At 63.9% G+C, this 19,190-nt stretch carries 17 protein-coding genes; 10 read left to right on the top strand and 7 right to left on the bottom strand.

What is annotated here, in order from left to right:
• Positions 1 to 91 precede the first annotated feature (91 nt).
• The 5 genes from IAE40_RS12875 to IAE40_RS12855 form a co-directional block, all read right to left on the bottom strand.
• The gene (locus IAE40_RS12875) at positions 92 to 691 is read right to left on the bottom strand and encodes a thermostable hemolysin (protein WP_200603289.1); all 600 of its coding nucleotides are present in this window, start codon (positions 689 to 691) and stop codon (positions 92 to 94) included.
• Between the two features lie 15 nt (positions 692 to 706).
• Complete coding sequence (locus IAE40_RS12870) at positions 707 to 2,191, bottom strand: AMP-binding protein (protein ID WP_200603288.1); 1,485 nt, start codon at positions 2,189 to 2,191, stop codon at positions 707 to 709.
• A complete protein-coding gene (locus IAE40_RS12865) occupies positions 2,188 to 3,120 on the bottom strand; it encodes a TauD/TfdA family dioxygenase (protein WP_063545062.1) in 933 nt (310 codons plus the stop codon). The genes IAE40_RS12870 and IAE40_RS12865 overlap by 4 nt, the downstream gene beginning before the upstream one ends.
• Positions 3,121 to 3,418: 298 nt before the next feature.
• Complete coding sequence (locus tag IAE40_RS12860) at positions 3,419 to 4,357, bottom strand: LysR family transcriptional regulator (protein WP_200603287.1); 939 nt, start codon at positions 4,355 to 4,357, stop codon at positions 3,419 to 3,421.
• A gap of 25 nt (positions 4,358 to 4,382) precedes the next feature.
• On the bottom strand, positions 4,383 to 4,889 hold the full coding sequence (locus IAE40_RS12855) for a MarR family winged helix-turn-helix transcriptional regulator (protein WP_063545064.1): 507 nt from the start codon (positions 4,887 to 4,889) through the stop codon (positions 4,383 to 4,385).
• Positions 4,890 to 5,012: 123 nt separating this feature from the next.
• On the opposite strand from IAE40_RS12855, the gene IAE40_RS12850 reads away from it, so the two are divergent.
• The 3 genes from IAE40_RS12850 to IAE40_RS12840 all read left to right on the top strand — a co-directional run bounded on the left by IAE40_RS12850 (position 5,013) and on the right by IAE40_RS12840 (position 8,739).
• Positions 5,013 to 5,825, top strand: a complete 813-nt coding sequence (locus tag IAE40_RS12850) for an alpha/beta fold hydrolase (RefSeq protein ID WP_054890787.1) — start codon at positions 5,013 to 5,015, stop codon at positions 5,823 to 5,825.
• Positions 5,818 to 6,984, top strand: coding sequence for an MFS transporter (locus IAE40_RS12845; protein WP_153773779.1), 1,167 nt, complete (start codon positions 5,818 to 5,820; stop codon positions 6,982 to 6,984). The genes IAE40_RS12850 and IAE40_RS12845 overlap by 8 nt, the downstream gene beginning before the upstream one ends.
• 342 nt (positions 6,985 to 7,326) lie before the next feature.
• On the top strand, positions 7,327 to 8,739 hold the full coding sequence (locus tag IAE40_RS12840) for a purine-cytosine permease family protein (RefSeq protein WP_054890789.1): 1,413 nt from the start codon (positions 7,327 to 7,329) through the stop codon (positions 8,737 to 8,739).
• A gap of 76 nt (positions 8,740 to 8,815) precedes the next feature.
• On the opposite strand, the gene IAE40_RS12835 is transcribed toward IAE40_RS12840, so the two are convergent.
• Positions 8,816 to 9,109 (bottom strand): DUF1330 domain-containing protein, encoded by a 294-nt coding sequence (locus IAE40_RS12835; RefSeq protein WP_063545065.1) that lies wholly within the window; start codon positions 9,107 to 9,109, stop codon positions 8,816 to 8,818.
• Positions 9,110 to 9,186: 77 nt separating this feature from the next.
• Here IAE40_RS12835 and ribBA point away from each other — a divergent pair, with 77 nt between their 5' ends.
• The 6 genes from ribBA to IAE40_RS12805 all read left to right on the top strand — a co-directional run bounded on the left by ribBA (position 9,187) and on the right by IAE40_RS12805 (position 16,231).
• Positions 9,187 to 10,299, top strand: coding sequence for a bifunctional 3,4-dihydroxy-2-butanone-4-phosphate synthase/GTP cyclohydrolase II (ribBA, locus tag IAE40_RS12830; protein ID WP_200603286.1), 1,113 nt, complete (start codon positions 9,187 to 9,189; stop codon positions 10,297 to 10,299).
• A 210-nt stretch (positions 10,300 to 10,509) separates the two neighbouring features.
• Positions 10,510 to 11,535, top strand: a complete 1,026-nt coding sequence (locus tag IAE40_RS12825; RefSeq protein ID WP_063545067.1) for an ABC transporter substrate-binding protein — start codon at positions 10,510 to 10,512, stop codon at positions 11,533 to 11,535.
• Entirely contained in the window at positions 11,532 to 12,449 is a 918-nt protein-coding gene (locus tag IAE40_RS12820) for an ABC transporter permease (RefSeq protein WP_054890793.1), read from the top strand. The genes IAE40_RS12825 and IAE40_RS12820 overlap by 4 nt, the downstream gene beginning before the upstream one ends.
• A 6-nt stretch (positions 12,450 to 12,455) precedes the next feature.
• Positions 12,456 to 13,265, top strand: a complete 810-nt coding sequence (locus IAE40_RS12815) for an ABC transporter permease (protein WP_153773780.1) — start codon at positions 12,456 to 12,458, stop codon at positions 13,263 to 13,265.
• Between the two features lie 18 nt (positions 13,266 to 13,283).
• Complete coding sequence (locus IAE40_RS12810; protein ID WP_197891109.1) at positions 13,284 to 14,432, top strand: ABC transporter ATP-binding protein; 1,149 nt, start codon at positions 13,284 to 13,286, stop codon at positions 14,430 to 14,432.
• A 401-nt stretch (positions 14,433 to 14,833) separates the two neighbouring features.
• Complete coding sequence (locus IAE40_RS12805) at positions 14,834 to 16,231, top strand: purine-cytosine permease family protein (RefSeq protein WP_151924795.1); 1,398 nt, start codon at positions 14,834 to 14,836, stop codon at positions 16,229 to 16,231.
• A gap of 60 nt (positions 16,232 to 16,291) precedes the next feature.
• Here the strand turns inward: IAE40_RS12805 and IAE40_RS12800 are convergent, their stop codons facing one another.
• Positions 16,292 to 17,059, bottom strand: coding sequence for a class II aldolase/adducin family protein (locus IAE40_RS12800; RefSeq protein WP_267912187.1), 768 nt, complete (start codon positions 17,057 to 17,059; stop codon positions 16,292 to 16,294).
• 141 nt (positions 17,060 to 17,200) lie between these two features.
• On the opposite strand from IAE40_RS12800, the gene IAE40_RS12795 reads away from it, so the two are divergent.
• Positions 17,201 to 19,153, top strand: a complete 1,953-nt coding sequence (locus IAE40_RS12795; protein ID WP_200603284.1) for an oxidoreductase — start codon at positions 17,201 to 17,203, stop codon at positions 19,151 to 19,153.
• Positions 19,154 to 19,190 lie beyond the last annotated feature (37 nt).

Below are 19,190 nucleotides of genomic sequence, written 5' to 3'. Positions count from 1 at the left end.
CCCCGGCGCGGGGACCGCGGGGGGTGTCCCGGGGGGGGCCCCCCCCCCCCCGGGGGGGGCGGCCCCCCCCCCCCCCCCCCACGCACATGGGTCAGACAGACGCCTGGTGGGCGAACTGCGGTGGCGGGATGGAAGGTGTCGGCGCCTTGAGCCAGGCACTGGGCGAGGACAGGCGCGAAACCAGTACGCGCGGTGCCTGGTCGTAGTAGCTCCCCCAGTTGACACTGGGGTCCTTGACCCGGCGTGAATCGGCCTGGCCCAGGTCGTCGAGGTTGTCGACAATCGCTGCCAGCAGTTGCCGGACCTGCGGCGTCGCGGTCAGCACCACCAGGCCGAAGTTGCGCAGGGCCAGGGTGCGGATGACGTTGTCGAGCAGATACTTGCCAGCACCGCTGCCGCTCTGGAACGAGGCGAAAGCGCCGATCTCCGCGATACGCGCGCGGTCGATGGCGTAGCGTTCATCCAGCGTTTGGTCCAGGTAGTACTCACTGAACAGTTTGCCGGAGTCGCCGTAGCTGATGCCGGCACAGGCGTAGCCCGGCGCCCCGCCGGTGGAGCCGGTCAGGCAGACGAACAGGTCAGGCTGCGGCACGGGCGTTGCCTCGTAGTGCTTGAGGTAATGACCCCGTACCGCCTCCTGCAGGCAGCGGTAGCCGGGGCGACCCTTGTAGAAATTGCGCACGATGTACATGGGCGACGTCCCGTCCTAGGCGTACAGTTGATCGATGAACCGCGCTTCGATCTCGGCGCGCCGCGGTCGTCCGGTGACCGTGTAGAACTGGTCACGAAACCCTGCGATGTCGCCGACGACCTGGATGCGTCGCACCCGTGCGAAGTCCGCAAGGCGGTGCTCAAGGCGCGCCATCTCGTCCTGCACGCTGGCCGGGCTCGCAGTGCTGAGGATGATGGCGCACGGCTCGTCGCGTCCTTCGCCCATGACGATCATGTCGTCGACCAGCGGGCTCTCCTTGTAGACGTTCTCCACCCACTCAGGCGAAATGTTGCGCGCCGTCGAGAGGATGATCACGTGCTTCTTGCGCCCGGTGATGTACAGGAAACCGTCACGGAACTCGGCGATATCGCCGGTGTGCAGGTAGCCGTCGGACAGGTCGCAGGCCGTGTCGTCGGCGTTGTAGTAACCCGCGCAGAGGGTCGGCGTCTTCACCAGCAACTCGCCGTCGACCAGCTTGGGCTCGATGCCGTCGAGCAGCTTGCCGGCCGAGCCGATGCGCCGCTCTGCAGGCGAGTTCAGCGAGATGATCGAGGAGTTCTCGCTCAGCCCATAGGCCTCGAACACTTGCACACCGCGGGCATCCAGGGCCTGGAGCACCGTGGCTGGAATCTTCGCGCCGCCGGTGATGATGTGCGGATTGGCGGGGCCGAACAGGTCCTCGACACTCGCACCCTGCTCAAGCAGCAGGTTGGCCTCTTCCAGCAGCTTGGGCGGCAGGTAGAGGAAGTTGGGGTGATTGGGTGCGATCAACTCCAGGTAATGACGGGCATTGCCACTGGCCGCGCCGTACTCGGTGACGCCCTCGGGCATCAGGGTCAGGGTGCCACCGGACAGGATCGGAATGAACACACCCAGCACCTGCTCGATCAGCAGGCTCATCGGCACGATCGAGAAGTAGTGCAGCGGCTGCTGCGGCAAGCACTTCATCACGTTGTCGACCAGCAGCCCCACGGCCGCGTCGCGAATCATCACGCCCTTGGGCTTGGAGGTGGTGCCCGAGGTGTGGATCACCGAGACGATACCGGCGGGGATCAGTTCGTCGTCCTGGGCCCAAGGCGTGTCAGTGGACTGGGTCATCAATTGCCGGGGGATGAAGCTCGGCTTGTCCGGCAGGATGCGGTGCAGGCGCCGGGCGGTCGGCTCATCGCTGACGAACACGGCGGCGGCCTTGCCGAGCAGGCTGCCGATCTGATCGTCGGAAAACTCGATGGGCACCGGCAGCAACACACCACCGACCTTCTGGATCGCCAGCAGCGTGTACACCCACTCGTAGCATGAGCGCATCGCGATACCGAACACCTTGCGCTCGCAGTTGCCGACCCGAGCCTGCAGTGCCTGGGCCAGGCGCTCGACGTCATCGCGCAGGCCATGCAGGGTGTAGTCGCGCCCGTGCATTTCGCAGATCACCACGCGGTCAGTGCTGGTGGTCAGGTAGTGCTGCATTTTCTGGCTGATCATTGGCCGTTACCCCCGATGCGGTAGCTCTGGGCACCGAAGATGCGCCGGCTGATATCGTCGAGGCGACGGCGACCGTGCATCACGCGGGTGTTGTCGATGACCACAATGTCGCCCTTCTTCCAGAAGTGGCTGTAGGTATTACGGGCGGTGACTTCCTTGATCTCGTCCCAGATTTCAAGGGCGATCTCCTCGCCGTCTGCCCAGGTGATGCGTGGCGGCTCGTAGTTGACGCTAGGGCCGAGCATCGAATTGCAGAAGGCCTTGCGACCGCTGAAGCAGCTGGTCTCCACCGCGCTGATCACCAACTCGGAGGCAATCAGGTTCTGATCGATGCGGCGGTAGGTCTGGCCGGCCACCTGGTCGTTGACCTGCTGCAAGTGCTCGTCGGTGACGCTGTCGATCGGCAATTGCAGCTCGATGCTCAGGAAGCGCCGCACGTTGTGCCAGGGAATGCGCCGCGCATAGCGGATGGCACGGGATTCGAAGCTCTTACGGGTTTTCGGGGAGAGGTCGAACAGCACTCGCTCGCCATCGCACAACGTGGTCTCGGAGCCGACCGACGCCGCTTCCAGGCAGTAGAACCACTGCAGGTCCGGGTTGAACGGCAAATTGCCGTTCTCCCGGTGCAGCCCCATCTCGTGAACGCCTGCTTCGATCTCGGCGGTATTGGCCGTGGCGGCCTTGCGCGCGGGATCGAAGGTGACCCGGGAGGAATGCGCGCTGACGAAATCGTTGAAGTCTTCGAGCGAGTCGCTGAAGTCGCGGTAGATCACCGCGCCGCTATGAGCCAGGTCTTCATAGAGTGCCGCAGTGTCCATCGAGTCGAAGACGCGCAGTCCCGGTTCGACGGCATAGACACATTCGAAGCCGTAGCACGGCGTGGGATGACGATAGAAAGGTAAAGCTTTAGCTTGAGTGTGGGCCAACATCTGACATCTTCCTTGGGAAATGGATTACAGACAGGCAGGCCGTCCGCCGCCTGACGAAAACACGTTAGGGGAAATGTCGTGGGTGCTGGTTTTAAGAAACCTAAAGCCGTGATGAAAAATTAAAAGTGCGGCCGTGCGACGGAACGCACAGGGGGGAGCGTTTGTCGGGGCACGAAACATCGCACCCGAGCAAGCGCTGTCGATAGGCATGGCCTTACGCGAAGAGGCCGCAAAAGGCCCTGTAACCACTGAATGTTCACTCATCCTGAGCGCCTGCAATCCGTGTCAATAACCTGTGTCACCCTGCGCGGAGCAGGTCCCCCGCCACATCCTGGATCAACCTGCGCAAACTGGAGACATCCGTACTCAGCCCTCGATCACGCGACCAGATCATATCCACCGTGAACACCGGAAACCCCATCGGTGGCTGACACACCCTCACCCCCTCGGGGATACGCAGGTGTGGCAGCAAGCGCGCCGGCAAGGCCAAGGTCGAGGGAACGGCGGCCAGGATGTTGACGCAGGCCTGGTAGCCGTTCGCCCGCACCAGCACATTGCGCGTGCGGCCTATTTTCTCCAGCCAGCTATCGACCATGTTCTTCTCCGAGATCCACGGCGTAGGAAAGACATGCGCCGAAGCACAGAACTCATCCAGGCTCATCGCCCCGTCCAGCGCAAGCCCACGCTGGCTGGTCAGGCAGACGAAACCATCGCTGAGCACCGGCTGCCATTGCAGCTCGGGGTGCAATTGGTGGTAACTCGGGCCGAAGCCGATGGCCAGGTCGATATCGCCGGAAATCAACCGGTCCACCGGCAAGTCGCGGCTTAACCGATCGAGGTGCAGGGAGGTATTGGGGTGATTGCTCGACAAGGTCGCCAGTGCCTGGGGCAGAAAGGCCAGCTCGAAGTATTCCGGCGCGCACAGGCGCCAGGTCCTCGGGGCAGCGACGCCATCGCCGGAGGGGGCATCCTCGGCGCAGCGGTTGACCGACTCGATCACCACGCGCAGGTAGGGTGCGATCTTTTCCGCCTTGGCGGTTGGCTGCAACAAACCCTGCGAGGAGGCGAACAGGGTGTCGTCGAAACAACCGCGCAGGCGTTTGAGGCAGTAGCTCACCGTGGGCTGGCTGACGTTCATCAGTTCGGCGGTGCGCTTGGCACTGCGATATTCCAGCAAGTTGAGAAACACCACGATGTCTTGCAGGTCCAGCTGCTTCAGATAATTGCTGTGAAGCATGCAGGCCCCTCCTGGGTCATCATGTTCATGGAATGGGATCGACGTCTTCGGGAAGCTTGGCCAGCATCAACTTGAGCATCTGCGCGAGAGCTTCGCGTTCCTCGATCCGCAGCGGAGCGAGGAACTGGTTCTGCAGATCGGTGTGGCTGAAAACCGCTTTCTCGATAGCCGCAAGCCCTGCTGCGGTCAGCGCCACCTTGTAGCTGCGCTTGTCGGCAGGGTCGTGGATCTGCTCGACCATACCCGCCTCCTTGAGGCGGCTCAGACGATTGGTCATCGCCCCGGAGGTGATCAACAACGAGTTGTACAACTCGGTCGGGGTCAGCTGGTACGGTGCACCGGAGCGGCGCAGGGTCGCCATGACATCGAACTCCCCCTCCTTGAAACCGTACTGCTCGAGCACCGCGCAACGGCGGCGCTCGAGGTGTTTCTGCAGGCGCGCCATGCGCCCGAAGACCTCCATGGACGAAGCATCCACGGAGGGCATCGCCTGCGCCCATTGCGCGACGACGAAATCGACATGATCTTTCATTGGCATAACCGTCCGTTCACCCTGAACTCCCCAAGGGCCACATCCCTGCCGCACCCCGGCACCTTCCAAGTATCTTAACGTTAAGTTATCTTGATATGCACGAGGTATGAATCGGGAGGGAACATGGCGTTCTTCGAACACAACCGAAATCGCTATTACTACTTTGACGCCGGGGCCGGCACCCCCACCCTGCTCCTGCACGGGCTGGGCAACAGTGGCCGCGCCTGGACAGACCAGGTCGGGGCCCTGCTGCGCCTGGGCCATCGCGTCATCGTACCGGACCTGCTCGGCCATGGCGCGTCCAGCAATGCGCCGGAACACATCACGCCTCATCTGCAAGCCCAGGAGCTGATTGCACTGCTGGATCACCTCGGACTGGCCAGCACTCAGCTCATCGGGCTTTCGCTGGGCGGCATGATTGCCCTGGAACTGGCCTGCGCCTACCCCGATGCCGTGGACAAACTGGTGGTGGCCGCGTCCTTCGCCAGCATGAGCAGCACCGCGCGCCATCAACAGCTCGATGAGTGGGCCGAAAACCTTCGCCAGCCGGACGGTTGCCTGAAGCGCTTCAAGACAACATGGCCACAACTGGTCGGCAGTTCCTTCGCCGCCTCCAGCCAGGGGCAGAGCCTTTACCAGGCCTGGCATGCCCAGGCCGCCATGCAGCGGGCGCGCTGCCAGATCCACTGGTGCGAGGGTATGAAAACCTACGACCTGAACGATCGACTGTCACACATCCAGGCGCCCACCCTGGTACTTGGCACCGACGGCGACCGCATCAGTCCACCTGGCGAGGCCGAGGCCATTGCCAGCCGTATTGCTCACGCCCAGCTCATCACTCTTCCAGGCGACGGCCATGTCTTCAACGTTTCCCATGCCCCGGCCTTCAACCGGGCACTCAGTGGTTTCCTGCAGGAGCAACAGCGACATGGGTGATACACCCTCCAAGGCCAGCGTAGTGCTGCTGGCGATTCTGGTCGGCATCAACCTGCGGCCGATCATGGCCTCGGTCGGCCCGCTGCTCGATCTGCTACAGCGCGACCTGGGCCTGAGCAACTTCCAGGGCGGTTTGCTGACCACACTGCCGGTGATGATGATGGGCCTGTTCGCCCTCGCCGGCCCTTGGCTGCTGCGCCTGCTCGGCGAGGTCAAGGGCGTGGCCATCGGCATGACCCTGATTGCTGCGGCCTGCGCGGTACGTACCTATGTCGAGTCGTCCACCGCGCTGATCGCCAGCGCTGCCGTAGGGGGCGTCGGCATTGCCGTGATCCAGTCGCTGATGCCTGCATTCATCAAGCGCAACCACCCGCAAAGCGCAGGGATGCTCATGGGGCTGTTCACTACGGGGATCATGGGCGGTGCAGCCATCGCCGCCGCCATTGCTGCGCCCAGCGCGGGCAAGCTGGGCTGGAACCTCACCCTCGGCTATGCCGCCATTCCGGCCATGATCGCGCTGATCGCCTGGCTGCTCGCCGCAGGCAACGTCCATGCCTATCCCACGGCAGCCGGCCTGCCCTGGCGCAGCGGCCGGGCCTGGTTGCTGCTGGTGTTCTTCGGGATTGGAACCGGGGCATACACCTTGGTGCTCGCCTGGCTACCCCCGTTCTACATCGAGCTGGGCTGGACAGCGAAAAGTGCCGGCTACCTGCTCGGTGCGCTGACCATTACCGAGGTCATCGCCGGTTTGCTGGTGTCGGCGCTGATTCACCGTTTCCCGGATCGCCGCCAACCCTTGGCGCTGGTGATCCTGCTGCTGATCGGCGGGCTGGCCTGCCTGATGACGGCGCCGCTGCAACTGACCGCCCTGGCCATCCTGTGCCTGGGTTTGGGCATCGGTGCCTTGTTCCCGCTGTCGCTGATCGTCACCCTCGATCATGCACGCTCACCGGCCGAAGCCGGGTCGCTGCTGGCCTTCGTGCAAGGGGGTGGCTACCTGATTGCAGCCTCGATGCCGGTAGTGGCCGGGCTGGTGCGCGATGAGTTCAGCTCGTTGCACTGGGCCTGGGCAGTCATGAGTGGCGGTGCTGTGTTGTTGCTTGCCTTGAGCGCCCTGCTCCGGCCGCTCAGCCAGCGAACGGTGGTCGCCCAGGCTTGACTCTCCTCCCCTCCGGGGCGCGTTCCAGCGCCCCGAACGTCCTCGCCGATTTTTCCTGACCCGCCCCACCTGCGCGCGCAAGGCACTCTTTTAGTGCAAAGGTGCCGCAACCGCCTCCCACCTACCCCGTCCCATGCGCGCTGCAGCCTGGTGGCACAGCCTTTGCGACGGTCTACCGTGCCCCATTCGCGAACTTAGTTTTTTTAACGTTCATGAGCACATATTTACTAATTTATCCATCTGCGCCCACGCCCCATGATCGCTTCCAACAAGAAAGCGTCGCCTTTTGCCGACGCGCATCCGGGCACCTGTGAAGTGCCCATCCTTGCCTTGGAGTCCGTCATGACCAGCGCAGCCACATCGGCACCTCTCATAGAAAAACACACGATCGGATACGTGCCCCCCGAAGACCGCCATGGAAAGGTAAAGGACTTGTTCACCCTGTGGTTCGGCGGCAACATCGCGCCGCTGCCCATCGTCACTGGCGCCCTGGGCGTGCAGCTGTTCCACCTCAACCTGATCTGGGGCATCGTCGCTATCCTGGTCGGCCATCTGGTCGGCGGTGTGCTGATGGCCCTGCACTCGGCCCAGGGCCCGCAGATGGGCATCCCACAGATGATCCAGAGCCGCGCCCAGTTCGGCACCCTCGGCGCCTTGCTGGTGGTGGTGATCGCGGGGGTGATGTACATCGGCTTCTTCGCCTCCAATATCGTGCTGGCTGGCAAATCGCTGCACGGCGTGGTCGAAAGCGTGCCGGTGCCGGTAGGCATCGTCATCGGCGCCCTGGGCTCGGGGATCATCGGCATCATCGGCTACCGCTTCATCCATGTGCTCAACCGCATCGGCACCTGGGTGCTGGGCATCGGCATCGTGGTCGGCTTCGGCTACATCTTCACCCATGTGCAGAGCGATGACTTCCTGACCCGCGGCAGCTTCAACATCTCCGGCTGGCTGGCCACCGTGTCGCTGGCGGCGCTGTGGCAGATCGCCTTCGCCCCTTACGTGTCGGACTACTCGCGCTACCTGCCAGCCGACGTGAAAGTGTCGTCGACCTTCTGGACCACCTACCTGGGCTCAGCCCTGGGTTCGAGCCTGTCGTTCATCTTCGGCGCAGTCGCGGTGCTGGCGATCCCCGCCGGGATGGACACCATGGACGCCGTGAAGCTGGCCACCGGCGCCATCGGCCCGCTGATGCTGGTGCTGTTCCTGCTCAGCGTGATCAGTCACAACGCGCTCAACCTGTATGGTGCGGTGCTGTCGATCATCACCCTGGTGCAGACCTTCGCCTATCGCTGGATCCCGACCGCCAAGACCCGCGCCGTGCTCTCGCTGATCGTGCTGGCCGCGTGCAGTGTGGTGGCCGTCTTCGCCTCGTCCGACTTCATTGGGCACTTCGTCGACATGGTCTTGGTGCTGCTGGTCGTGCTGGTGCCGTGGACCGCGATCAACCTGATCGACTTCTATGCCATCCACAAGGGCGAGTACGACATCCAGTCGATCTTCAAGGTCGACGGCGGAATCTACGGTCGTTACAACCCGCAGGCGCTGATCGCCTACGCCGTCGGGATCGTGGTGCAGATTCCGTTCATGAACACGCCGCTGTACGTAGGGCCGGTATCGGAACACATCAATGGTGCCGACCTGTCGTGGCTGGTCGGGTTGGCGGTGACCACGCCGCTGTACTGGTGGCTGGCCAGCCGTGACAGCGCCTACCGTCGTCGCCAGGTGGGTGCCAAGCTCGCTGCCGGACATTGATGCATAGCGCTAGCCCTGCATTTGTGCAGGGCTAGCTGGTTTTTGTGCTGCCCTTTCTCGGCTGAATCGGGCGACTCTACGGCTCGAACCCTTCGACGATGATCACCTCGGCCTTGGCCACTCCCTGCCGATGTCGGCACGCCTCCTGATACAGATCAGACCGGTAGCAGGCCAGCGCCTGCTCGTACGAGTCGAATTCGATCACCACGCTGCGCTGCGGTGTCACCCTCCCCTCCATCGCCTCGCTCTTGCCACCCCGGGCCAGAAAGCGCCCGCCAAATGCCACGAACGCCGCCGGCGCACGCTGGGTGTACTGCTGGTACTGCTCCGGGTCGGTAACGTCCACATGGGCGATCCAGTAAGCCTTCATCCGTCGCTCTCCTGTACAGGGTTATTTGTGTATTATGGTATACCACAAAAATCACCTGACCACAGTGAGCGTGCAGCATGGCTTTCAACAGCATCGAAGACCTTCTCGAAGACTACCGCCAGGGCAAGATGGTGCTGCTGGTGGACGACGAAGACCGGGAGAACGAAGGCGACCTGCTGATCGCCGCCGAGCGCTGTGACGCGCAAGCAATCAATTTCATGGCCCGCGAAGCACGCGGCCTGATCTGCCTGACGCTGACCGACGAACACTGCCAACGCCTGGGCCTTGAGCAGATGGTACCGACCAACGGCAGCGTATTCAGCACGGCGTTCACGGTATCGATCGAGGCCGCCAGCGGTGTCACCACAGGCATCTCTGCCGCCGACCGCGCGCGGACCGTGGCCGCCGCCATGGCCGCGGACGCCCGCCCCGAGCACCTGGTCCAGCCTGGCCACATCTTCCCCCTGCGCGCCCGTGAAGGTGGCGTGCTGACCCGTGCCGGACACACCGAAGCCGGTTGCGACCTGGCGCGCCTGGCAGGCTTCGCACCGGCCTCGGTGATCGTCGAAGTGCTCAACGACGACGGCACCATGGCCCGCCGCCCGGACCTGGAGCTGTTCGCCGAGCGCCACGGCATCAAGATCGGCACCATCGCCGACCTCATCCACTATCGCCTGAGCACCGAACAAACGGTCAAGCGCATCGGCGAGCGCGAGCTGCCAACGGTCCACGGCACGTTTCGCCTGGTGACCTTCGAGGACCGTATCGAAGGTGGCGTGCACATGGCCATGGTGATGGGCGACATTCGCCGCGAGCAGCCGACGCTGGTACGCGTGCATGTCATCGATCCGCTGCGCGACCTGGTCGGCGCTGAATATGCAGGCCCTGCCAACTGGACACTGTGGGCGGCGCTGGAGCGGGTCGCAGCAGAGGGTGCCGGCGTGGTAGTGATCCTCGCCAACCATGAATCCTCTCAGGCCCTGCTCGAACGCGTGCCGCAACTCACCCAGCCACAGCGCCCCTACCAGCGCGGGCAGTCGAAGGTGTACTCGGAGGTGGGTACCGGCGCGCAGATCCTGCAGGACCTGGGCGTGGGCAAGCTGCGCCACCTGGGCCCACCGCTCAAGTACGCAGGGCTGGCGGGGTATGAGCTGGAAGTGGTGCAGAGCATTCCATTCGAATCTCACTGAATCTTGCGTCACCGACAGGATGACTGGTAACACCGAACGCTTGCCAAAAGTTTGGAATACCATAATATGATATCCCGTAGACCTTGAATCTGCCGGCCGCACCTACAATCACACAACGGCCACGAATTACCTGAGATAGCTGCTCCCGAACACAGTTGGCGGGCGCGACAAAAGCCCGCCTCGAATAACAAAAGCAACGAGGGCGTAACCATGCTGTTGAGCAAACGAGTCACCGCTGTGCTGTCCGCAAGCCTGCTGGCACTGGCCTGCCAGGCCACCCAGGCCGCCGACAGCCTCAACTTCGTCAGTTGGGGCGGCACTACCCAGGACGCCCAGAAACAGGCATGGGCCGACCCTTTCAGCAAGGGCAGCAACATCAAGGTCGTACAGGACGGCCCGACCGACTACGGCAAGCTCAAGGCCATGGTCGAAAGCGGCAACGTGCAATGGGATGTGGTCGACGTCGAAGCCGACTTCGCCCTGCGTGCCGCCAGCGAAGGCCTGCTCGAACCCCTCGACTTCTCCACCATCCAGCGTGATCGCATCGACCCGCGCTTCGTCTCCGACCATGGCGTCGGCTCGTTCTTCTTCTCCTTCGTGCTCGGCTACAACGAGGGCAAGCTTGGGGCCAACAAGCCGGTCGACTGGAGCGCGCTGTTCGACACCAAGACCTACCCCGGCAAGCGTGCGCTGTACAAGTGGCCGAGCCCCGGCGTGCTGGAGCTGGCCCTGCTCGCCGACGGCGTACCTGCCGACAAGCTCTACCCGCTGGACCTGGACCGCGCCTTCAAGAAACTCGACACCATCAAGAAAGACATCGTCTGGTGGGGCGGCGGTGCCCAGTCCCAGCAATTGCTGGCCTCCGGTGAAGCCGCGCTCGGGCAGTTCTGGAACGGCCGCGTCTACGCCCTGCAGCAGGATGGTGCCCCGGTGGGCGTGAGCTGGAAGCAGAACCTGGTCATGGCCGACTTCCTGGTCATCCCCAAGGGTGCCAAGAACAAGGACGCGGCCATGAAGTTCCTGGCCAACGCCAGCAGCGCCAAAGGCCAGGCCGACTTCGCCAACCTTACCGCCTACGCCCCGGTGAACCTCGACAGCGTCGCCGAACTCGACAAGAAACTCGCGCCCAACCTGCCAACCGCCTATGCCCAGGACCAGGTCACCCTCGACTTCGCCTACTGGGCCAAGAACGGCCAGGCAATCGCTGCGCGCTGGAATGAGTGGCTGGTCAAATGAAAGTCGCCATCAACGCCCTGCACAATGCCCAAGGTGCCGACCCCGGCACCGGCGCCCCGCGAGCGGCCGTGCGCCGCCCGCCACTGAGCCAGCGCTGGCGTGGCAGTCGCAACCTGCTGCCGGCCCTGTTGTTCCTCGGCCTGTTTTTCTTCGCGCCACTGATCGGCCTGCTGCTGCGTGGGGTGCTGGAGCCGGTGCCTGGGCTGGGCAACTACGAGCAGCTGTTCGCCAACTCAGCCTACGCGCGGGTGCTGTTCAACACCTTCTCGGTGGCGGGTCTGGTGACGGTGATCAGCGTATTGCTGGGCTTTCCGCTGGCCTGGGCGATCACCTTGGTGCCTCGTGGCTGGGGGCGTTGGCTGCTGAACATCGTGCTGCTGTCCATGTGGACCAGCCTGCTGGCCCGCACCTATTCCTGGTTGGTGCTGCTGCAAGGCTCGGGAGTGATCAACAAGCTGCTGATGGCGCTGGGCATCATCGATGCGCCGCTGGAAATGGTGCACAACCTCACCGGTGTAGTGATCGGCATGAGCTACATCATGATCCCGTTCATCGTGCTGCCATTGCAGGCGACCATGCAGGCCATCGACCCGATGGTGCTGCAGGCAGGCTCGATCTGCGGTGCAAGCCCCTGGACCAATTTCTGGAAAGTGTTCATCCCGTTGTGCCGTTCAGGCTTGTTCTCAGGTGCGCTGATGGTGTTCGTGATGTCGCTCGGTTACTACGTCACCCCGGCATTGCTGGGCGGTGCGCAGAACATGATGCTGCCCGAGTTCATCATCCAGCAGGTGCAGTCGTTCCTGAACTGGGGGCTGGCCAGCGCCGCCGCGGCACTGCTGGTGGTGATCACCCTGGTGCTCTTCTACCTGTACCTGAAGCTGCAGCCGGAATCCCCGGTCGGCAATGCGAGGTAATCCTTCATGCTCCTGTCCCCCAACGCCATGGGTCGCCCGCTGCGCACCGGCCTGTACCTGACCACCGGGATCATCGCTGCCTTCCTGCTGCTGCCGGTGGTGTTCATCGTCCTGCTGTCGTTCGGCTCCTCCCAGTGGCTGGTATTCCCGCCCCCCGGCTGGACCTTCAAATGGTACGACCAGTTCTTCTCCAACCCCGAGTGGATGGACGCCGCGCTGGCCAGCCTCAAGGTGGCTGTGCTGACCACCTTCGCCGCCGTGGCCCTGGGCCTGCCGACCGCCTTCGCTCTGGTGCGCGGGCGCTTTCCTGGGCGCGAACTGCTCTACGGCCTGTTCACCATGCCGATGATCGTGCCGCTGGTGATCATCGCGGTCGCGGTCTACGCGCTGTTCCTGAAGCTGGGCTATACCGGCACGCTGTTCGCCTTCGTGGTCAGCCACGTGATCGTCGCCCTGCCCTTCACCATCATCTCGATCATCAACTCGCTGAAGCTGTTCGACCAGTCGATCGAGGATGCCGCGGTGATCTGCGGCGCCTCGCGGCTGCAGGCGATCGTCAAGGTCACCTTCCCGGCCATCCGCCCGGGCATGATCGCCGGCGGCCTGTTCGCCTTCCTGGTGTCGTGGGATGAGGTCGTGCTCAGCGTGATGATGGCCAGCCCCGACCTGCAGACCTTGCCAGTGAAGATGTGGACCACCCTGCGCCAGGACCTGAGCCCGGTGATCGCCGTCGCCTCGACACTGCTGATCGGCCTGTCGCTGCTGGTCATGTTCATCGCCAGCGCCCTGCGCCGCCGCAACGAAAACAACGCCTGAGTGCCGGAGACAACAATAATGAGTGCAGTCATCAAAGAAGCCGCGCACGGCAAGACCCTGGTCTCCCTGCGCAACCTGAACAAGCACTACGGCGACTTCGCCGCGGTCGACAACATCAGCCTGGATATCCAGGACGGCGAATTCCTCACCTTCCTCGGCTCAAGCGGCTCGGGCAAGTCCACCACCCTGTCGATGCTGGCCGGCTTCGAGACCCCCAGCAGCGGCGAGATCCTGGTCGAAGGCCGCTCGCTGGTGAACGTGCCGCCGCACAAGCGTGATATCGGCATGGTGTTCCAACGCTACTCGCTGTTCCCGCACCTGAGCGTGCGCGACAACATCGCCTTCCCACTGGCCATCCGCAAGCTGGGCAGCGCCGAGATCGCCAAGCGCGTCGACGCCATGCTCAAGCTGGTGCAGTTGGAAACCTTCGCACACCGGCGCCCGGCCCAGCTCTCCGGCGGCCAGCAACAGCGCGTGGCGATCGCCCGAGCGCTGGTGTACGAGCCACGCATCCTGCTGATGGACGAGCCCCTCGGTGCCCTGGACAAGAAACTGCGCGAAGACCTGCAGGACGAGTTGCGTCAGCTGCATCGGCGCCTGGGTATCACCATCGTCTACGTCACCCACGACCAGGAAGAAGCGATGCGCCTGTCCCAGCGCATCGCCATCTTCAGCCACGGCAAGATCGTCGGTCTGGGCAGCGGTTACGACCTCTATCAGAACCCGCCAAACGCGTTCGTCGCCTCGTTCCTGGGCAACTCCAACTTCCTCCGGATCACCGCCAGCAGCCATGGCGCGGCGGCGTTCGAGGGCCAGTCGCTGGCCATTCGCCTGACCTCGGGGTTGGCCGCAGGTCAGGATGCGCTGATCATGGTCCGCCCGGAAAAGGCCCTGGCGCTGATCGCCGAGCAGGCGACCCGTGAACCGCTGCCGGCAGGGTGGAATGAAGTGAGCGCCAAGGTCGGCGAGGTCTTGTTCCTCGGCGAAAGCCAGACCTGTCACGTGGTGACGGCGGGCGGTACCGAAATGACGGTCAAGGCGCTATCGGCGGCAGGCATGCCGATGCAGCCAGGCGATACGGTCAAGGTACGCTGGGCGGTGGCCGATGCCTGCGTGTACACCGAGTGGGCCGAGAGCGACCTGAGCAAGGCTGCCGGCGCACACTGAGGGGCCTCTTCGCAGCACGCCGCTGTTGGAAATTCTGTCTTGCTCAAAATCTAAAGGTCTAACCCAATCCCTGTGAGAGCGGCGGTTCGCCGCCGCGACTTGTTCCGCGCACACGGGCGTAGCCCGTGCCAGGCAGCGCGGTGTCTTTTTCGCGGGTTAATGACCCGCTTCGCTCGTTTCGGCCTCTTCGCCACCTGTTCTGCCTTCCATTGCGCTACTGACGCTCGATGCAGATTCAGCATGTCGGGGGCTGCTGCACGGCCCTTTCGCGACACGAGGCCACTCCTACAGAAGTCGATTTCTATGCATTGACCGTCTTGTATATACATGATGATATAAGAGAGAAGTCATTCCTCTGGTTGCCCTTGCCGCCCTACAACAACAAACAAGCGGAGCCCCACATGTCCAGCAAGCCCGTGATCGAGCGGCGCTCGATCGACTACATTCCCGAAGCTGAACGCCATGGACGCGTGTACAGCCAGTTCACCCTGTGGCTGGGAGCCAATCTGCAGATCACCGCCATCGTGACCGGCGCCCTCGCCGTCGTGCTCGGCGGTGATGTGTTCTGGTCATTGATCGGCCTGCTGCTGGGCCAGGTGATCGGCGGAGCGGTCATGGCCTTGCACGCAGCCCAAGGGCCGCGGTTGGGGCTGCCGCAGATGATCTCCAGCCGCGTGCAGTTCGGCGTCTATGGCGCGGCCATCCCGATGGTGCTGGTGTGCCTGATGTACCTGGGGTTCACCGCCACCGGCACGGTACTGTCGGGCCAGGCCATCGGCCAGTTGCTCAGCGTCAGCGACAGCGCCGGCATCCTGATCTTCGCCGGCGTGATCGTGCTGGCCACCCTCGCCGGCTACCGCGTGATCCATTGGATCGGCCGCGTGGCCAGCGTGCTGGGGATCATTGCGTTCGTCTATCTGTTCAGCCGTATCCTGCTGCTCGCCGATATCGGCCAACTGCTGGACAACCGCCACTTCAGCTGGGCCTCGTTCCTGCTGGCGGTATCGCTGGCCGCCTCCTGGCAGATCGCTTTCGGCCCCTACGTCGCCGACTATTCACGCTACCTGCCCAGCAACACCTCCGCGCTGAAGACCTTTCTCGCCGCCGGCCTGGGCTCGGTGATCGGCGCCCAGGCTTCGATGATCCTCGGCGTGTTCGCCGCCGCCATTGCCGGCGGCCAGTTCTCGGGGCGTGAAGTGGCCTATATCGTCGGCCTGGGCGGCGCCGGTACCACCGCAGCGCTGCTGTACTTCGCCATCGCCTTCGGCAAGGTGACCATCTCCACCCTCAACAGCTACGGCAGCTTCATGTGCATCGCCACGATCATCAGCGGTTTTCGCGGCAGCCTGCAGATCAGCCGCCTGCAGCGCTTGCTGTTCGTGCTGGGCATCGTGGGTGCAGCGACGCTGGTGGCCCTGCTCGGCCAGCATTCGTTCCTGAGTGCATTCAAGTCGTTCATCCTGTTCCTGCTGACCTTCTTCGTGCCCTGGAGCGCGGTCAACCTGGTTGATTACTACTTCATCACCCGCGAGCGCTACGACATCCCTGCCCTGGCCGATCCCGACGGGCGCTATGGCCGCTGGAACTGGCCCGGCATCATCGTCTACAGCATCGGAGTGCTGATCCAGATGCCCTTCATCGACACCAAGCTGTACACCGGGCCCATGGTTGCGCACCTGGGCGGTGTCGATGTGTCGTGGCTGATCGGGTTGGTGGTGCCTAGCGTGCTGTATTACTGGGTTGCCCGGGGCAAGGCCAAGCACGCACCGGCGCAGCTGATCGAACCCCAGGCACGTTGACCGACGCCAGCGCGGACTTTTGCAGGAGCGGCCTTTCGCGACACAAGGCCGCTCCTGCTGTCAGTCCCGATAATCCGGCGCCACTTTCTCCAGCAACCGCAACAGCGCCCCCCAGGCCAGCCCCATGGCATCCGGGTCCGCCAGCTCACCGGGCTTGAGCGGCCGTGCCGGAGCATTGAACTGCCGCTCGGTATGCGCGCAGACCTCGGGCGATGGCAGCACCACCTTCCCGGCACTCTGCGCCGCCAACTGAATCTCGCAGGCCTTCTCCAGATAGAACATGCGCAGAAACGCCTCGCCCGCCGTGCGCCCCACCGTCAGCAACCCATGATTGCGCAGGATCATCACCGGCTTGTCGCCGAGGTCGGCGACCAGGCGCTGCTGCTCGTCCATGTCCAGGGCGACGCCTTCATAGTCGTGGTAAGCGACCTTGCCGTAGAACTCCATGGAGATCTGGTTGACCGGTAGCAGCCCGCATTCGAGCGCCGCCACCGCGCACCCGGCGCGGGTGTGGGTGTGCAACACGCACTGGGCATCCTCGCGTGCGCCGTGGATGGCGCTGTGGATGACGAAGCCCGCCGGGTTGACCGGGTACGGCGACGCCTCCACGGCGCGCCCTTGCAGGTCGATCTTCACCAGGTTGGACGCAGTGATTTCCTCGAACAGCAGGCCGTAGGGATTGATCAGAAAATGATGCTCGGGGCCGGGTATGCGCACCGAGATGTGCGTGAAGATCAGGTCCGTCATGCGGAAATGGGCAATCAGCCGATAGCAGGCGGCCAGTTCCTCACGCAGGGTACGTTCGCTGGGGTGCATGGTGTCATCCAGGGTTGTTCTTGTGGGACGAGCTTACCCCGGTACGAGGGGATGAGCCGAAGCTAGTCCTGCCAAAGTAAAAAAACAAGTTGATTTTTTACTGAAGGTACACTTCCATGAAAAAAACAAGAACGCACGTTGGAGCCCGTACGCATGTCGACTGCCTTCGCTCACCTGTTCGAACCCTTGCAGATCCGTGGCAAACGCCTGAAGAACCGCATCATGTCCAGTGGCCATGACACCTGTCTGCCCACCGACAACCTGGTCAACGACAAGCTCGTCGCCTATCAACGCGCCCGCGCCGAGGGCGGCGCTGGCCTGATCGTGCTGCAGGTCGCCGGGGTGCACGACAGTGCGCGCTACACCTCCCACGTGCTGATGGCCACCGACGATGCCTGCATCGACGGCTACCGGCGCATCGCCCAGGCCTGTCATGCACACGACACCGTGGTGTTGTCGCAGTTGTTCCATCCCGGCCGGGAGATCATGGAATCGGCCGATGGCTTGCTGGCGGTGGCCTACTCGGCGTCGGCGGTGCCCAATGAGCGCTTTCGCGTGATGCCGCGCGCGCTGGAACAGCCGATGATCGACGAAATCGTCCAGGGCTACGCCAGTGCAGCCCGGCGCCTGCACCAGGCCGGGCTGGATGGCGTCGAGGTGGTGGCCAGCCATGGTTACCTGCCCGCGCAGTTTCTCAACCCACGCGTCAACCGCCGCACCGATGGCTACAACGGCAACCTCGAAGCCCGCCTGCGCTTTCTGCGCGAAGTGCTGGCGGCGGTGCGTGCAGCCACTGACGAACAGTTCATCGTCGGCCTGCGCATCAGCGCCGATGAACGCGACAGCGAAGGGCTGAGCGAAGACGAATCACTGGCAGCCGCCATCGCGGTGCAGAACCAGGTCGATTACCTGCACATCGTCGCCGGCACCTCGGCCACCCTGGGTGGCGCGGTGCATATCGTCCCGCCGATGGCCATCGAGCCGGCCTACCTGGCCCGCGAAGCCGGCAGTTTCAAGGCGCGCCTGGACATCCCGCTGTTCGTCACTGGCCGTATCAACCAGCCACAGGAAGCCGAACAAATGCTCGCCCGCGGCCTGGCCGATGTGTGCGGCATGACCCGCGCGCTGATCTGCGACCCGCAGATGCCGGCCAAGACCGAACAAGGCCGTGTCGAGGACGTGCGCGCCTGCATCGCCTGCAACCAAGCTTGCATCGGCCACTTCCACCGTGGCCTGCCGATCTCCTGCATCCAGCACCCGGAAACCGGTCGCGAACTGCAGTACGGCGCCGTCACACCCGCCCCCCTGCGCAAGCGCATCCTGGTGGCCGGTGGTGGCCCGGCCGGCATGAAGGCGGCCATTGTCGCCGCCGCCCGAGGCCATGAGGTGACGCTATATGAAGCGGGCCCGCAGTTGGGCGGCCAGGTGCTGCTGGCGCAACTGCTGCCACGGCGCAGCGAGTTCGGCGGCGCCAGCACCAACCTGCAGCGCGAACTGGCACTGGCCGGCGTGCAGGTGGTACGCAATACCCGCGTAGACCGCGCGCTGGTCGAGCGCGAACGGCCAGACCTGGTGATTGCTGCCACCGGCGCCGAGCCCTACTGGCCTGCATTCGAGCGCAGCGGTGAGTTGCAGGTGGTGGATGCCTGGCAGGTGCTGCGCAACGAGCACGCCCTGGGGCGCTCGGTGCTGGTGCTGGACTGGCGCTGCGACTGGATCGGCCCGGGCATCGCCGAACGCCTGGTGCGTGAAGGCCATCACGTGCAACTGGCGATCAACGGCACTCACTGCGGCGAGAGCCTGCCACTCTACGTACGTGACCAGATGGCCGGGGAACTGCACCGCCTCGGGATCCCCATCACCCCCTACGCCCGCCTCTACGGCACCGACGACAACACCGTGTACCTGCAACACACCGCCAGTGGCGAGCCCATGATCTTCGAACAGATCGACACCCTGGTGCTGTGCCTGGGTCACCAGCCTGTCGACACCCTGGCCCGGGAGCTGGCCGGGTTGGTCGAGGTACGGCGCATCGGCGACTGCCTGGCCCCGCGAACCGCTGAAGAGGCGATCCATGACGGCCTGGCGGTTGCCTGGTCGCTCTGAGGCTGGTCATACTCCCGGTTTTGCCGATGGACCGACC

Source organism: Pseudomonas sp. S44, assembly GCF_016624805.1.
Classification (GTDB): Bacteria; Pseudomonadota; Gammaproteobacteria; order Pseudomonadales; family Pseudomonadaceae; genus Aquipseudomonas; species Aquipseudomonas machongensis.
The sequence above is the reverse complement of the archived record's forward strand: the minus strand, read 5'-3'. Positions and strand labels throughout refer to the sequence as shown.